The sequence below is a fragment of the Methylobacterium sp. WL12 genome (genome assembly GCF_008039475.1).
Taxonomy (GTDB): Bacteria; Pseudomonadota; Alphaproteobacteria; order Rhizobiales; family Beijerinckiaceae; genus Methylobacterium; species Methylobacterium cerastii.
On the sequence record NZ_VRUW01000030.1, the window covers coordinates 1 to 14,757 of the forward strand.

Annotated in this window: 12 protein-coding genes; 2 read left to right on the plus strand and 10 right to left on the minus strand. The window is 67.5% G+C overall.

Features of this window, described 5'->3' with window-relative positions; all coding sequences use genetic code 11:
- A partial coding sequence (locus FV226_RS13270) for a patatin-like phospholipase family protein (protein ID WP_147763273.1) occupies positions 1 to 817 on the plus strand: 817 nt, incomplete at its 5' end.
- A 51-nt stretch (positions 818 to 868) separates the two neighbouring features.
- Here the strand turns inward: FV226_RS13270 and FV226_RS13275 are convergent.
- Positions 869 to 1,777, minus strand: a complete 909-nt coding sequence (locus tag FV226_RS13275; protein WP_147763274.1) for a VOC family protein — start codon at positions 1,775 to 1,777, stop codon at positions 869 to 871.
- A 42-nt stretch (positions 1,778 to 1,819) separates the two neighbouring features.
- Entirely contained in the window at positions 1,820 to 2,260 is a 441-nt protein-coding gene (locus FV226_RS13280) for a DoxX family protein (RefSeq protein WP_147763275.1), read from the minus strand.
- Positions 2,261 to 2,361: 101 nt separating this feature from the next.
- Between FV226_RS13280 and FV226_RS13285 the strand changes: the two genes are divergently transcribed.
- Positions 2,362 to 3,288, plus strand: a complete 927-nt coding sequence (locus FV226_RS13285; RefSeq protein WP_147763276.1) for a LysR family transcriptional regulator — start codon at positions 2,362 to 2,364, stop codon at positions 3,286 to 3,288.
- Positions 3,289 to 3,807: 519 nt separating this feature from the next.
- Here FV226_RS13285 and FV226_RS13290 read toward each other — a convergent pair.
- The 8 genes from FV226_RS13290 to FV226_RS13325 form a co-directional block, all read right to left on the minus strand.
- Positions 3,808 to 5,523 carry an HWE histidine kinase domain-containing protein gene (locus tag FV226_RS13290; RefSeq protein ID WP_147763277.1) on the minus strand — a complete coding sequence of 572 codons (1,716 nt, stop codon included), beginning with the start codon at positions 5,521 to 5,523 and terminating at the stop codon, positions 3,808 to 3,810.
- Entirely contained in the window at positions 5,514 to 6,662 is a 1,149-nt protein-coding gene (locus tag FV226_RS13295; RefSeq protein WP_147763278.1) for a hybrid sensor histidine kinase/response regulator, read from the minus strand. Before FV226_RS13295 ends, FV226_RS13290 begins: the two co-directional genes overlap by 10 nt.
- Before the next feature lie 14 nt (positions 6,663 to 6,676).
- Positions 6,677 to 7,102: a response regulator gene (locus tag FV226_RS13300; RefSeq protein WP_018042937.1), complete on the minus strand. Its 426-nt coding sequence runs from the start codon at positions 7,100 to 7,102 to the stop codon at positions 6,677 to 6,679.
- Positions 7,086 to 8,225, minus strand: a complete 1,140-nt coding sequence (locus FV226_RS13305) for a PAS domain-containing sensor histidine kinase (RefSeq protein WP_147763279.1) — start codon at positions 8,223 to 8,225, stop codon at positions 7,086 to 7,088. Before FV226_RS13305 ends, FV226_RS13300 begins: the two co-directional genes overlap by 17 nt.
- A 323-nt stretch (positions 8,226 to 8,548) precedes the next feature.
- Positions 8,549 to 9,538, minus strand: coding sequence for a mechanosensitive ion channel domain-containing protein (locus FV226_RS13310; protein ID WP_147763280.1), 990 nt, complete (start codon positions 9,536 to 9,538; stop codon positions 8,549 to 8,551).
- A gap of 105 nt (positions 9,539 to 9,643) precedes the next feature.
- Positions 9,644 to 10,465, minus strand: coding sequence for a mechanosensitive ion channel domain-containing protein (locus FV226_RS13315; RefSeq protein WP_246691597.1), 822 nt, complete (start codon positions 10,463 to 10,465; stop codon positions 9,644 to 9,646).
- A 5-nt stretch (positions 10,466 to 10,470) separates the two neighbouring features.
- Positions 10,471 to 11,646: a hypothetical protein gene (locus FV226_RS13320; protein ID WP_147763282.1), complete on the minus strand. Its 1,176-nt coding sequence runs from the start codon at positions 11,644 to 11,646 to the stop codon at positions 10,471 to 10,473.
- A gap of 223 nt (positions 11,647 to 11,869) precedes the next feature.
- Positions 11,870 to 14,608, minus strand: coding sequence for a PAS domain-containing protein (locus tag FV226_RS13325; protein ID WP_147763283.1), 2,739 nt, complete (start codon positions 14,606 to 14,608; stop codon positions 11,870 to 11,872).
- Positions 14,609 to 14,757: the final 149 nt, after the last annotated feature.

Genomic DNA, 14,757 nt, shown 5'->3' on the forward strand with positions numbered 1-14,757 from the left:
CTACACGAGCGGTGTCGCATCTTCGCTCGTTGCCAATCCCAGCCTCGCCAACGTGGTCTTCGGATCGGGGCTGTTCGGGGACCAGCGCCTTCGCGACCTCGTCGGGCGCTACGTCACCACCGACTTGCTGGCGGCGGTGGCGAACGAGCATGCCAAGGGTCGACGTCTCCTGGTCATGACGACGAACCTCGACGCCAAGCGGGCCATGGTCTGGAACATGGGCACCATCGCCGCGAGCGGCGCCCCGAACGCCGCCGCCCTGTTCCGTGACGTGCTCACGGCGTCGGCCAGCGTGCCGGCGGTGTTCAAGCCGCAGCTTCTCGACGTGCAGGCCGAGGGACGCGTCCACCAGGAACTCCACGTCGACGGCGCCGTGGTCGCGCCGGTCTTCATCCTGCCCCAGGCGGCGCTCGTGGGCGACAGGATCCGTGGCGCCCCGGGGAAGGCGGACTTCTTCGTGCTCATGAACGGGCGGATCGATCCCGAGTTCGAAATCGTGCGGGCCGAGACCCTGCCCATCGTCCAGCAGACCCTCGCCACTGGGGCGCAGGCGCGCAGCTCGGCAAGCCTGGCGGCGGCCTACGCCTTCGCCGCCAGCCGCCGGGCTGGGTTCCACCTCGCCTACATCGACGGGTCGGCTCCCAGGCCGACGACGGTGGACGGCTTCGAGGTCTCGTACATGCGAAGCCTCTACGAGGCCGGCTTCGAGAAGGCGCGATCCGGGATCGCCTGGCGCAGCAGGGTTCCGCTGACCCCGCCCGGCGACGTCGCAAGCTCGGTCGGAGCGCCTCGGCGAGGCCCAGGATCAGGGTTCTGAAAGGGCCGATTTTCGGATCGCATCGTTCCGCGATGATTCGCGGTCGATGCCTCACAAAGGGTTCGCCGGACCCAACGCTCTCCTCACGCGAACCGATGTGTTCCAGGGATCACGGAGGATGAGGTCGTCGCCGTCTTCTCGGATTTCCTCACGGATGGACCGCACGGTCGCCCGAAGCGCCGTGAGGCAGGCGGCATCGCGCATGAGGATCTCGAATCCCGCAAGGCCCGCACCTCCCGGCTTTCGCGGTCCGGCCCCGGCGCTTCTCCAGATGTTGGCGGCGATCTGATGATGATACCCGCCCATGCCGTAGAAGCGTGCGCTCGGCACCAGTTCGTTGGTCTGGAAACCGAGGAGCGTCGCGTAGAACCGATCCGCCAGGGCGAGGTCGTCGACCTGGAGATGGACATGCCCGATGCAGCCGTCTGACGGCATCCCAGACCACGGACCGTCCTTGGCCCGCATCAGCTCTCGAAGGTCGAGCCGCTCGCTGCCCATTCGGACGAGGTCGTCGATGACCGTCCAGGTTTCGCTCGGCCGGTCCGCATAGACCTCGACGCCGTTCCCCTCCGGATCGCGGAGGTATACGGCCTCGCTCACGCGGTGGTCCGATGCGCCGTCGATGACGACCCCACCGCGCATCGCGTGATCCAACCATGCCCCGAGGTGCCTCCGCGACGGCAGCAGGAAGGCGGTATGGAAAGGGCCGGCGGAACCCGATGCCGGCGCATCGGCGTCAGGGTCGTGCGTCAGGGACAGAAGGGCCGGGCCCCCGGCGCCGAGGTGGAGCGTCGGCCCCTCGCGGTCCATCGGGGCGAGGCCGATGGTCTCCTCGTAGAAGCGACAGGTTCGGTCGAGGTCGCGGACGATGAGGTCGACGCGCCCGATCCGACCGGGTGCCTTGTCGAGGAGACTGGGTGATCCTTGGTCGTGGTCGGCGGTCTGGTCGGTCAGGGACATGGCATACGGCCCGGGTTGGATGTCGCAGGGGTCTTTCGAGGATCACGAGCGCGGTGCGATGGGCGCCCTGGTGGCGCGGCCCCACAGGACGAAGGCCGAGAGGGTCAGCAGCACGAGGTTGAGCGGCAGCACCGGGATCTCGCCACGCGAGACGTGGAAGGCCATCGCCAGGAGTTGCAGCACCATGCAGCAGAGCGCGGTGACGACCGTCATGCGAGGCAGGATGCGGGTCGCGGCCGGAAGGATAATCCCCAGCCCGCCCACGATGTCGACCATGCCGATCAGGCGGACGAACGCCTCGGGCAACTGCCCGGTCCAGGGCATCATCGCGGACAAGTCGGGGATCGGCGTCGTCAGCTTGGTGAAGCCCGCGAGGACGAACACGAGCGCGACTAAGCCCTGGGCTATCCAGAGACCGATGCGGAGGACCTTGCCGGAGGATTGGTTCGCGGGCTGCAACGAGGGGGAAAGCGTGTTGGACATCGTCGGGGACTCCGATTTGGGTGCTGAGCGCCCCACAACGTGCTAGGTCCCGATCATCGATGAAACCGGGATTGTTTCGATGATCCCCATCGGATCTGACGATGATGATAGATGCCCTCACGCTCGACCAGTTCCACGTCTTCGTGGCGGTGGTGGAGGCCGGCAGCTTCTCGGAGGCGGGGCGAAGGCTCAACCGCGCCCAATCCGCCATCACCTACGCGATCCAGAAACTGGAGGAACAGGTCGAGACCGAGCTCTTCGACCGAACCGTCTACAGGCCTACCTTGAGCCTCGCGGGTCTGGCGCTGTTGCCCCAGGCCCGCCGCATCCTCGATGATGTCGGCCGGTTCCGTATCCAGGCCCGGGAGATCAAGCGGGGGTTGGAGACCGACCTGCATCTCAGCCTCGGCGCCCTCGTGCCGATAAGGCTGCTCGCGCCGGCACTCGCTGCCTTCGCCGACGCCTATCCCAGCGTCCGACTCCGCATCAGCATCCAATCATTCTCGTTGGACGCGAGATACGGCGCGGGTTCGAAGGAATCCGCAGACATCCACATCGTGTTTGGTATGCTGCTCCCGGACACGATGGTGAAGCGGGTAATCGGGGCGATCACGCTCATCGACGTGGCTGCGCCGCTCCACCCCCTGGCGGCCATTACCGGCCCGCTGAGCGCCGACACGTTGCGCGACCACCTTCAGATCGTCCTGACGGAAGGAACGAAAGCCCCCGCCGACAAGGAGATCGGCGTTTCGGCGGTCAACACCTGGCGGGTGACGGACCTGGCGGCCAAGCACGCCCTGCTGCTGGCCGGCATCGGATGGGGCAGGCTCCCCGACGCACTCGTGGCGGATGACCTCGCCGCGGGCCGACTCGTACACATCCCCACGGATGACTATAACGACAACGGTGCGCTGCGCCACATCACGCTGGTCGCGGCCTACCGGCGGGACGAGCCCCTCGGTCCGGCGGGCCGCTGGCTTCTCGAAAGGCTGGGCGGTGACGAGGACGCGCAGCCGTCCAATGCCTGAAGGCATCGGCGGCTGCGCGTATCACCAGCGCTGACCGGGCGCCGGACCCGCGACCCGGCCGAACAGTTGGTCCGCTCGGGGGAAGCCCTGTCTTGAGCGGTAGTCTGGCCCCCACGCACAATCGCCTCGTCACGTCGGTGCTGGCCATGATCGTTCTGGAGTCGTCGGTCCGCGCGGCGAGCTTCAACTGCGCCCTGGCCTCGTCCGAGATGGAGACGCGGATGGTTGTAAGTTCGCGCGCAGGCCGGCACCTGCGAATTTCCCGGCGGCATGATCTGTGTGGGCATTCACCATCGACTTTCACAAAAGCCGAAGAGGGCTGTCCATCGATCCTAATGGGACACATCCTGCTGGAAGCGGGACCACCTCGTGAACCTTGGGGGGCTCCTGGCCTACATCGGGCATCGTCCCGGCCTGGCGTTGAGGGGGAACCATCAGAAGGCGTGGCTCGACGAACTCATGCATAGGCTCGCCATGGGCCTGCTCTGAGCGCCACGGGCGTCTCGCACGCGCGACCCCCTACTGCAGCGGAGTGAACGGGCTCATGGTGGCCACCGTTGGGGCCGGGAGCGGCACGTCGACGGAGCAGCGCAACCCTTCAGTGGCGAAGTCGAGGTCGAGTTTTCCGTCGAGCTCCCGCTCGATGCTCACTGCGATGAGCCTGGTGCCGAAACCGCGTCTCGTCGGCGGCGGCGACGGCGGACCCCCATCCTCGGCCCAGTCCAGCCGCAATCGCCTCGCACCGCCTTCGGACCTGACCACGCGCCAAGTCACGCGGATCTCGCCGTCCGGCACCGAGAGGGCTCCGTGCTTGGCGGCGTTGGTGACGAGCTCGTGCAACGTCATCCCGAGGGAGAGGACGTGGCGCGGCGGCAGGTCCACGTCGGGACCGTCCACGACGAAGGTCGCGTCGCCGCCGCGGTAGGGGCCGAGTTCGTTCTCAAGCACCGCGCGCAAGGGAGCGCCCGACCAGTCGTCCCGCGTCAGGAGGTCGTGGGTCTTCGACAGGGCGAGGATGCGCGCCTCAAGCCGCTCGCCTGGCGCCTCGCCGCCGCGCGTCGATTGCCGTGCCAGGGCCTGGACCGTGGCGAGGGTGTTCTTCACGCGATGGTTCAACTCGTGCAGCATCGTCACCTGACGCTCCTGCATCGCGCGACCGTTGCGGACCTCGTCGCGAAGGTCGGCCTCGTTGCGTTGAAGGCTTCCGGCCATCGCGTCGAGCTTGTTACCGAGGCGGCCGAACTCGTCGGCGCCGTCCAACCCGGTCCGGGCCGCGAGGTCTCCGGCCTGCCATTTCGATGCCGTCCGGAGCAGGCGGTCGAAGGGGCGGCGGATGAAGGCGCGCCCCGCCAGGAACGCGGCGGCGACGGCCAGAACCGCACCCAGCGCGATCAGCACCACGCCCCTGCGGGTGGCGGCGTCCACGTCCGCGAAGGCAATCTGCCGGTCGCGGCCGACCGTCACCCAGGCGGACGACGCCGCGCCGCCAGGCTTAGCATTGGCGAGGATGCGTTCGCGTCCGTCGATGCCGAAGTCGACGCGGACACCCTCGCCACGACTCATCACGATGCGCTGTCGATCCGGCGGCACCGGTTTTCCGACCCAACCACTCTCGTCGGGATAGCGGACCAGGATGATGCCGTCCTGGTCCGCCACCGTCACGGACGTGCTGGGAAGTCTCAGGTTGCGCCTGAGGTAACCGTCGAGCCACCCGAGGTCGACGGCGACGGCGAGCACGCCGACCGTGCGCCCCTCCGCGTCGGGCAGCGCTTGGGCGAAGTGCAGCGAGTCCCTGCGGGAGGCGTTGCCGCGGGCGTAGGTCCCCATCACGAACGTGCCCTCGGCGACGGCGCGACGCTGGTAGACCCGGTCTCGCACGGCGTAGGAGCCGGGCGCGGACCCGAGGCTGTTGCACACGACGGTCCCGTCCGGCCGGGTTAGCGCGAACACCGCGAATTGCGGATTGTCGCGCACGGCCCGGCGGAGGTACTCGGTGCAGCCCGAGGGCTCCATCGCCCGGACCGCCGGGTCCTGAGCCAGGAAGTTAAGGGCTTGGCGGGCAGACTCCGCGACCTGCGATAGATCCTCGGCGACGGTCCGGGCCGTCGCCATCGTATCGGCGCGCACGACCTCGTCGCGCGAGGTGCGCAAGGCGTGCTCGTTGTAGCCCTGGATCGCCAATGCGGGCGCGAGGGCAAGCAGCACGAGGAGCAGGATGCGGGTCGTCAGGGACATGGGGCGCCGGCCGCTTCCGGAAGGGTGAAGCGGAAGGTGGTGCCCTGGTCGGGAGAACTCACGACGGTCAATTCGCCGCCTTGGCGCTCCACGAGGTCGCGGCAGAGCAGGAGGCCCAGCCCGCTCCCGCGTTCGCCCGCCGTTCCGTTCGTCGTGCTGCGCCGGTCGAGCCGGAATAGGTCGGCCACCTTGCCGGCGGGCATGCCGACGCCGGTATCTGAAACCGTAATCTCGACACCGCTCTCGGTCGGCCGACCAGCGACCGTGATCGTCCCTCCAGGCAGCGTGAACTTGACCGCGTTGCTCACGAGGTTGCGCAGGACAGTAGCCAGCATGTCCCGCTGCGCGCGGACCGTGGTCCCCCGGCAGTCGATGGCCAGCGTCAGGCCCTTATCGGCGGCCGCCTCGGCGGCGCCCTGCATGACCTCCGCCGCCACCGTGCCGAGGGCGATGTCGGTGATCGTCACCGCCATCGTATCCATCTGCAGGCTCGCCCAGGAGAACAGGCTCTCCAGCAGCGCGTAGGCCTGCGTCGCGGCGTCGTTGATGCCCTTGGCACGACGCTCGATGGACGCATGGTCCCGCGTCGCCACCGCCTTCCCCAGGACCTCCGACAGTCCGAGCAGCGACTGGAACGGGTTGCGCAGGTCGTGGGCGATGATCGAGAACAGCAGGGTCTTCTGCCGGTTAAGGGTGTCGAGCTCCAGCGACTTCGCCTCGGCCTCGCGCCTAGCTTCGTCGAGCTTCGCCTGGAAGCCGCGGCGCGCCTCCGCATAGCGGATCGCCCGAGCCAGGCTCGACGGGGTCGCCTCCGCCTTGGCGAGGTAGTCGAGGGCGCCGGCCCGCATCAGCCGGAACGCGAGGTCCTCGTCCGCCTCGCCGGTCAGCATCAAGACGGCATGGCCCTCGCCCGGCAGGGCGAGGAGGGAGGCCAGCAAGTCGAAGGTGTCGACGTCCGGCAGGCGGTAGTCGAGCAGGATGCAATCGAACGCGCCCTCCCGCGCCAGCCGCAGCCCGGTCGTGCCGTCGGGCGCCTCGGTCAGGTCGTGCTTCAGCCCCGACTTCTTCAGGGCGCGGCGCACGGACGTCCGGTCGACGGCGTCGTCGTCGATCAGCAGGATGCGGGTGGGGGATTCCACGTGTCTGCCGAGCCCTATTGCGGGAACTCGACCACCTTCCAGAAGTGCTCCAGCATGGAGACCGCCTCCATGAAGGTGTTGGCCGGATCGCGCTTGACGATGTAGCCGGCCACGTTGTGCCCGTAGGCCCGCATGCGATCCTCGTCCGCCTTCGAGGTGGTGATCATGAACACCACGGCGGTGCGCAGGTCCTCGTCGGCCCGGATCTCCTCCAGGAACTCGATGCCGTTCATGCGCGGCATGTTGAGGTCGAGCAGGATGAGGTGGGGCTTCGGCAGCTTCTCCTTGCCGTTCTGGCCCCGCAGGTACTCCAGCGCCTCGATGCCATCGCGGGCGACGGTGATCGGGTTGCCGATCTTGCTCTTCTTGAAGGCGCGCTTCAGCCCTTGGACGTCGACCTCGTCGTCGTCGACCAGTAGCAGGTTAACCGTCGAACCCATCAGTCCCCCCCTTCGCGCCGTCCTTCGGCCACGTGAAATGCACCGAGAGGCCGCGCCCCTCCCGGCCTTCGTTCAGCCAGACCTTGCCACCCTGGCGCTCGACGAGTTTCCTGACGATGGCCAGACCCATGCCGCTGCCCTCGACCTCGTCGCGGGGCCTCAGGGTCTGGAACATGCCGAACACGCGCTCGCGGAACTGCTCCGGGATGCCGGCACCGTCGTCCGTGACCACGAACTCTACCATATCGCCCATCGGGTGCGCATCGACGCGGACGCGACCGCCCCCCGGATGGTCGTGATGCTTGATCGCGTTGCCGATCAGGTTCTGGAGCGCCTGGGTGAGCGGGGCCTTCGCCGCGTTCAGCGTCGGCAGGTCGTCGGCGGCGACGATCTCGAACCCGTCGGGTGGGCTCACCAGCACGGCGAGCTCGTCGACGAGGGCCTTGGTGTCGACCTGCGTGAAGGCCACGTCGGCTCGTCCGGCCCTTGAGTAGGCCAGCAGGTCGTCCAGCAGGCTCTCCAGGCGCCGGACCCGGCTTTTCAGGAGCTCCATGTTGGTCTGGACGTCGCCTGTCAGGGCACCTTCGAGGTCCTCCTCGATCCATCCGACGAGGTTCTCGATGCCGCGGAGCGGCGCCTTGAGGTCGTGCGAGGCGACGTAGGCGAACTGCTCCAGTTCCTCGTTCGTGCGGCGCAGGTCGCGGGCCTTGCCGGCCAGACGTGCCTCCATGCGCTTGCGGTCGGTGATGTCCGTGTTGGTCCCGTACCAGCGGATGACGCGCCCCTCCGCATCGCGAAACGGGTTGGCCAGCGAGAGGAACCAGCGGTACTCGCCGGTGGCGCTGCGGAGGGGGAAGGTGTCGTTCCAAGGCTCGCCGGCCTTGAAGGCGTGCGAGATCCGCTCGACGACCCGATCGACGTGATCGGGATGGTGGACGGCCTTCCAGCCCCATCCCTTCATGGAATCGATGGTCGTGCCCGTGTAGTCGTACCAGCGCTGATTGTACCAGAAGATGTCGCCGTTCGCGTCCGCGATCCAGGCCATCTGCGGCAGGGTGTCTGCGAGGTTGCGGAAGTCGGACGCGTCCGGAGCGGTCGGCGTCGGCGCCACGGCGTCTGTCATGGCGTTTCCCTTGTTTAGTGGCTCACCGGCGTCCGCTCGCGGTCGAACGTGTAGGGCACGTCTTTTCGCGTCCTCGGTGCCCTTGTCCACCCACGTCGGTGATCCGCATCAAGGGATCCACCGGAGGATCCCATCGCACGACGACCGCGCCTGTCTCGGCCGGCCCGGTGCACCAGGCGGCGGACAATGTCCCTCCTGGCTGCGCTGGGTTCGATAGCGCAAGTGCCGCTCCAGCCATGCGACGGAAACGCCGAGTGTCGGCGGCCTAGACCGGAACCGGATCACCCGGGAAGGCCGCGGCGACGCATGCGCCCTCGGGTCCGTCATTCGGCAGCCTCCGGGGCCGGGGCGAGGGTCCGTCCGGCGCGTCGCCGGCCGGCGAGCTCGACGGGCGGCAGGCCGACGATGTCGTAGGTGGCAGACGCGATGCCGATGCCCGCGGCGTCGAGGCCTACCAGCATCTCGCGGCTCATGGCGTCCTTGGCGCCTCGGATCTGGTGGGTGCCGAGGATGAAGCGGACGGTCAGCTCCAGCCAGTTGTCGGTGATGCGGAAGAACACGCGCGGCTCCAGGTCAATGGGCTCGACCCGGAAGCGGTTCTGCAGGTTCGCCTTGGCCTCGTCGGTCATGGCGTTCGTATCCAAGGCGTGCCGCTTCGCCGCCGCGAGCATGATCGCCTCGACCTTCGCCCGGTCGGCCTCGTAGGTGATCGGAATGGACATCTCCTCCCAGATGAACGGGAAGTCGCGGGTGTAGTTGAACACCGGTTCGGAGAAGATCTGCGCGTTGCTCACCGTGACGATGCGACCTGTGAACTGGCGGCTGCGCACCCACATGGCCGGGCTGCTGCCCTGCACCGCCGGCGGCTGGCCCATCTCCATGATCGTGGTCTGGATGAAGCCGAGGCGGAGCACGTCGCCGCGCACGCCACCCATGGTGATGCGGTCGCCCACCGTGAAGGTCGAGCCGCGCAGGATCACGAAGTAGCCTGCCAGCGAGGTGATAACCTGCTGAAGCGCGAACGCGAGACCGGCCGAGAGCAGGCCGAACGCCGTGGCGAGGCGGGCGGGGTCGTTGAACCAGATCGAGAGCAGGCCGAGGACCAACAGCACCGCCGCCAGGAGGCTGATGCCCTGGCGCGTCCAGAACTTGGTCTGGAGCGTGGAATGGTCGGTGCGGTTCAGGACCAGCCCGACGATGGCGCGCAGTCCGACGCTCCCACCGACGATCACGGCGATGAATATCAGGGAGAGCAAGAGCTTCCGCCCGTTTTCGGCATTCACGCCGACCCAGTCGATTCCCAGGAAATGCACGCGTTCGTCCTTCGTGTGGTCTAGGACGCGGTCGCGTCCGAGCCTGAATGTGACGGACCGCCATCGCGAAGTCCGGTCTACGGATGGGTGGGTGTCGTCGGCCGATCAGCTTGTCGGAGACGGCGTCAGCGCGACCGCCTCCATGGCACCGGCGTCGGCGATGGCCAGCTTGCCCCGTACGGTCAGGTCGCTGACGAAGGCGAACTGGTCGCGCATATCGAACGGGTAGGCGCGGAGCTTGTAGTGCGTGCCCCAGGGCTCTTCGTGCAGCACCACGCGGATCGATTTGCCGTAGTTCAGGTACGGGCTGGTCAACGCCACGTCCGTCAGCAAGGCGCGCACGAGGGCTCCGTCATGCCGGGGCAGCAGGTAGAAGTCGGCGACGCACTGCAGGGTCCCGGCGCCGTCGTTCGCGTTGGTGATCCGGTCGGTCCAGATCGTCGAGTGCGGAACCGTGACCGCGTTGTCGTCGGGTGTCTGGAGTAGGATCGCGCGCAGCCCGACGTTACGCACCTCGCCGTAGTCGGAGCCGACCTTGACCCAATCTCCCGGCCGGTAGGGCCGCTCGACCAGGGCCACAACCCCGGCGATCAGGCTGCTGACGTAATCCTTGAAGGCGAAGCCGATGGCGACGCTGGCCGCACCGGCGATGACGAGGAAGTTCTGCAGCGTGATGTTGAAGACGATGGGCACGATCCAGACGATGGCGAGCACCATCAGGAGCAATCGCGCGATGGGCACGGCCGCCAGGAGGTAGAGCCTCAATCGGCTCGGGCCGCGTTCGGCGAGGTAGGGGAAGGTGCTGCGCACCAGCCAGATCGCCGCCCATGTGCCGACGACGATGAGCCCGATCTCCCAGAATCGGATGTCCTGGAGGCTGTGGACGAGCTGCACGCCGCCGTCCTGGACGTCCTGTGCGGTGGCCATGTCGTTCAAACCCGTCCCACGGGAAATCCTGCCGCTTCGATGCCGTCCCGGATCGCCGGGTAGGCCGCCGCCCGGCAGCCGAACCGGTTGCCCTTACGTTCCAGGAAGCCCGCCCTGAGCAGGACGGGCACGACGTTCGGGTCCTCCACGCCTGGGAGGACAAGCAGCAGTTCCTCGCGGGTCAACGGCCCGTGTATCAGCAGCGCGTGCAAGGCATGGAGGGCGGTGCCGTCGTCCGTACCTGGGAGAAGGTACTCGTCGAGGGCGGCCACCCAGAGGGTCTGCTCGCTGGCATCGCCATCCGACATCGCGGCCTTCGCGTCCTCGGCGACGTCAGCGTCGTCACCCGTACGCAGGCTGCGCCGCCAGAGGTGCCAGGCGACCCAGGGTATGCCGAGGCTGCGCCCGGCCAACTTGCGCAGGTAGTCGTTGCGAAGCGTACCCGCCTCGTCGACCGCGAGCACGTCCTCGCCGTCGGCGGGCAGGCGGAACCGCATCGCCCCGGTGGCCTCGGAGGTCGAGAGCTGGACGAACCAGCCATGCAGGCGGACGGCGTCGAACGGCTTGATCGTCACGGCATCGGGCAGGAGGGCGTCGGCGCCGGCCGCCTTGGCGAGGAACGACCAGGCCCAGGCGTTGCAGCCGACGACCACCGGTCGATCCAGTCCGTCGATGGCCGCGAGGAGCGCGCGCACGGCCCTCAGGCCTTCCCGATGCCGCAGGAACCAGTCCTCCAGCCTGGGGATGACCAGGATCCCCGACCCGGTCATGTCCGGCAGGATGGGCTGATCGGCCGCGATGAGCGATTGCCGCGAGGGCGGCACGAGGACCTGGTGTCCCGCCTCCGATGCCCAGGTCTCGATGACCGCGTTCTCGTCGCAGGGCGGCAGCACCACCGTCAGGATGTGCGACGCGCCGGGCTGGCGATCCAGCCACCTGCCCACGGTCGCCCCGATCTCGGCGAGGACCGGGCCGCAGGCGGGGGGAGCAACGATCTCGTCGAGACGCTTCAGCGTCGCGCGGTGCAGCTTGTCGTCCGCGATGAAAGGCTCGGACTTTTCGCGGTGGAACAGGGCTATCAGCCGCCCGAGGTACCTCCGGGCGACCTCATCCCTGGGGACCGGTGGCGTCTGGGCATCGTCGAGTGGGATCAGGAACGCGGGGCCTTCAGTCTTCGACATCGGCGCGCGGCAGTCCACTCCAAGGTCGTCGACAACGTGAACCGCCCAGGTTCGTTGCCGGTGCCGCTGGCATTCACCGGTCACGAAGTAGGCACCTCCGGCCCGGAACTACGACCTGAAGGACGGCGAAGGGTAGGATGCTACCGAGGGCAAATGGCACATCCAACGCCCTTCACGGGACTGGGTGCCCTCGACGCCGGGTCCCCGACTACGGGCGCTGCCGCTATCGGTTGGTTGCCGGTGCATCCTCCGCTTGCAGGCCTCTAAGGGGAGCGTCGATGGTGCACATGACACCTGTCGCCGGATAGGAGAGATCCACCTCGCCGCCGAAGTTGCCGGCAAGTCCGCGCCCGATCAGCCTAGAACCGAAGCCGCTCCGTGTCGGCGCCTTCACGACGGGACCACCTTGCTCCAACCATCGCAGGGCGCAGTGCGGCTCGCCGCCATCCTCGCGAAGCGTCCACTCGACCGAGACCTTGCCCTGGGCGGTCGAAAGGGCCCCATACTTGGCCGCGTTGGTCGCGAGCTCATGCAGCATCAGCGAGAGGGACATCGCGGCCTTCGACCCGATGGTGAAGGTGGGTCCTTTGAGGACGAACCGCCCCGGATTGTCCCGGTGCGTCTGCAAGGCGCTCTCGATCAAAGTCTCGATAGGTGCCGACCCGATCTCTCCGCCAAGCAGGAGATCGTGCGACTTGCTGAGCGCGATCAGCCGACCGGCGAGGACGTCCTTGGCCGCATTCAGGTCGGTTGCAGTGCGCATGGTCTGGGTGGCGATGGACTGGACCATTGCCAGCATGTTCTTCATGCGGTGGCTCAGTTCGAGGTTCAGGGTTCGCTGACGTTCCTCCGCCTCGATCCGTGCCAAGGCCGCGCGGGTCCGGTCCGCGATGTTGTTGGCGAAACTGATCTCCTCGCCCGTCCAGGCGTATGGCTTGGCCTTCAACGCGAACAGCAGTGCGACGAACCGACCGTGCTCCATGAGCGGCAAGTTCAAAAGCGAACGCACGTGGATGGCCGCGAGGGCTTCCGCATCATTCGCCGTCCGGACGTCGTTTGCGACGTCGTCGATGATCACGGCACGGCCGGACTTCAGGTTCTCGATGTACGAGCCGTAGTCCCGGAACGAATGCACCCCGCCGATGCCCGGAATGCCCGGAGCGGTCCAGCCGTCACCGACGGCGATGGTTTCCCGGTCGTGGTCCACCGCCCCGTACCCGGCATGGGATAGCCCGAGGGTGCGGCCAAGGATCTCCGCAGCCACGCAGGCGATCTCCCCCGCATCGTCCGAATTGCGTAAGCGGTCGCCGAGCTCCGCCAGGGCCGCACGCCGGGTCTCGGCCTGCTTGCGGTCCGAGACGTCGATGAACATCGCGGCGAAACGATTCTCCGCTTCACGGTATGCGCGAACCTCGAACACGCGCCCGAGCTGCGGCACCGAAATCTCGAAGACCTCGGGAGTGCCGGTGTCGACCACCCGTGCGTAGGTTTCGATCAGCCAGTCGGGGATGTCGGGAATGGCCTCGCGCACGGTCCGGCCCACTGTCTCGACAGGGAGGCCAGACTGCGCGGCGAAGGCCGGGTTGATCTCCACGAACCGGTAGTCCGTGGCCTTCCCGTTCGCGTTGCGGATGATTTCGCCGCTAAAGAAGCCTTCCTGCATGCCCTCGAACAGGCCGCGCCAGCGCTTCTCGCTTTCGACGATGCGCTGCTCGGAGGCGCGCTGGGCGGTGACGTCGCGCGACACCACCAGAAGCCGCTCCGGCCGTCCATCAGCGCCGCGGATCGGTGTTACCTGCACGTCCCACCACTTCGCCGTGCCCTTGAGCGTTTCGGCCGGGGCCTGGAAATGGCCGGTGCCGCCGGCCAACGCCGCCCAGAATGCCGCCTTTGCGTCCATTTGGGCCCGTCCCTTCCAGAACCCGGTCCAGTCGCAACCCTTCACCTGGTTGAAGTCGTCGGCCTCCATAACGGCCAGCCCGCCCTCGTTCATGAAGGTCAGCCGTGCGTCGGGATCGAGCACCTTGATGCAGTCGGCCGAGGAGGACAGCACGCCGCGCATGAACGCGGCGTCCGCCTGCTCCTTGGCCGCGGCGTTCCGTTGCTCCGTGCGGTCGCGCAGGATCTTGAGGAAACCCTCGTGCCTGTCGTGCTCGTCCCTTAGGGGCATCATCTCGCCGTTGGCCCAGAACCGGCTGCCGTCCTTTCGAACATGCCAGCGCTCGTCGGCGCCCCGCCCGGACAGCAGGGCCAAGGCCATTTCCTGCTCTGGGACGCCGTTCGCGACGTCCTCGTCGGTGAAGAAGACATGGGCGGGCTTGCCACGCATCTCGGCCTCGTCCCAACCCAGGATGCGTTCGGCGCCCGGGGACCAGCTCGTCACTATGCCGGCGAGATCCAGTGAGACGATGGCGTAGTCGAGGGCGCTCTCAAGAATCGCCGTGTTGCGCCGGTCGGTCTCACGACGTTGGCGCAGGGACCGGCGTAGCTCCAGGGTCGTCATGACCTGATGCGCGAGGGTGCGAAGCACGAACGCTTGGGAGGGTGTCAGCTTGTTGGGCTTGGTATCGAGCACGCACAGCGCCCCGAGGGCGACGCCGTCGGCAGTTCGCAGCGGAGCTCCCGCATAGAAGCGGACTTCGGGTCCGCCGGTCACCAGGGGGTTGTCCGACGTACGCGCGTCGAGGGTCAGGTCCTCGATCTCGAACACGTCGTCCTGCTGCACGGTGTAGGCGCAGATCGATTGGGACAGCGGCGTCTCGTTCCGTCCGAAGCCGGTCTCGGCCTTGAACCATTGGCGTTCGCCGTCCAGGAGCGAGATCAGCGACACGGGCATACCGCAAGTTTCCGACGCCACCCTGACGATGTCGTCGAACTCGGTCTCGGCGGGCGTGTCGAGGATGTCGTAGCTCGCCAGTTCGTGCCGGCGAAGTCCATCGACCTGTTTGTTGCCTCCCGCCATGGCCCTCCAGCCGACTTCCGATGCTGTTGCGGCCTACTCCCGACCGAAAAGCGGTCTGCCGTTAAACGCCTCACCGCACAATGGTATTCGAAGGTTCTGGAGCGTCTCCGCGCGACGATGGCCGGATCGTTCGGGAGCGGTTCGTCCAG

Excerpts from the sequence above, each read along its gene's own strand:
- FV226_RS13275 (WP_147763274.1), bottom strand. The coding sequence starts at position 1,777 with ATGTCCCTGACCGACCAGACCGCCGACCACGACCAAGGATCACCCAGT.
- FV226_RS13280 (WP_147763275.1), bottom strand. The coding sequence starts at position 2,260 with ATGTCCAACACGCTTTCCCCCTCGTTGCAGCCCGCGAACCAATCCTCC.
- FV226_RS13285 (WP_147763276.1), top strand. The coding sequence starts at position 2,362 with ATGATGATAGATGCCCTCACGCTCGACCAGTTCCACGTCTTCGTGGCG.
- FV226_RS13290 (WP_147763277.1), bottom strand. The coding sequence starts at position 5,523 with ATGTCCCTGACGACCCGCATCCTGCTCCTCGTGCTGCTTGCCCTCGCG.
- FV226_RS13300 (WP_018042937.1), bottom strand. The coding sequence starts at position 7,102 with ATGGGTTCGACGGTTAACCTGCTACTGGTCGACGACGACGAGGTCGAC.
- FV226_RS13305 (WP_147763279.1), bottom strand. The coding sequence starts at position 8,225 with ATGACAGACGCCGTGGCGCCGACGCCGACCGCTCCGGACGCGTCCGAC.
- FV226_RS13315 (WP_246691597.1), bottom strand. The coding sequence starts at position 10,465 with ATGGCCACCGCACAGGACGTCCAGGACGGCGGCGTGCAGCTCGTCCAC.
- FV226_RS13320 (WP_147763282.1), bottom strand. The coding sequence starts at position 11,646 with ATGTCGAAGACTGAAGGCCCCGCGTTCCTGATCCCACTCGACGATGCC.
- FV226_RS13325 (WP_147763283.1), bottom strand. The coding sequence starts at position 14,608 with ATGGCGGGAGGCAACAAACAGGTCGATGGACTTCGCCGGCACGAACTG.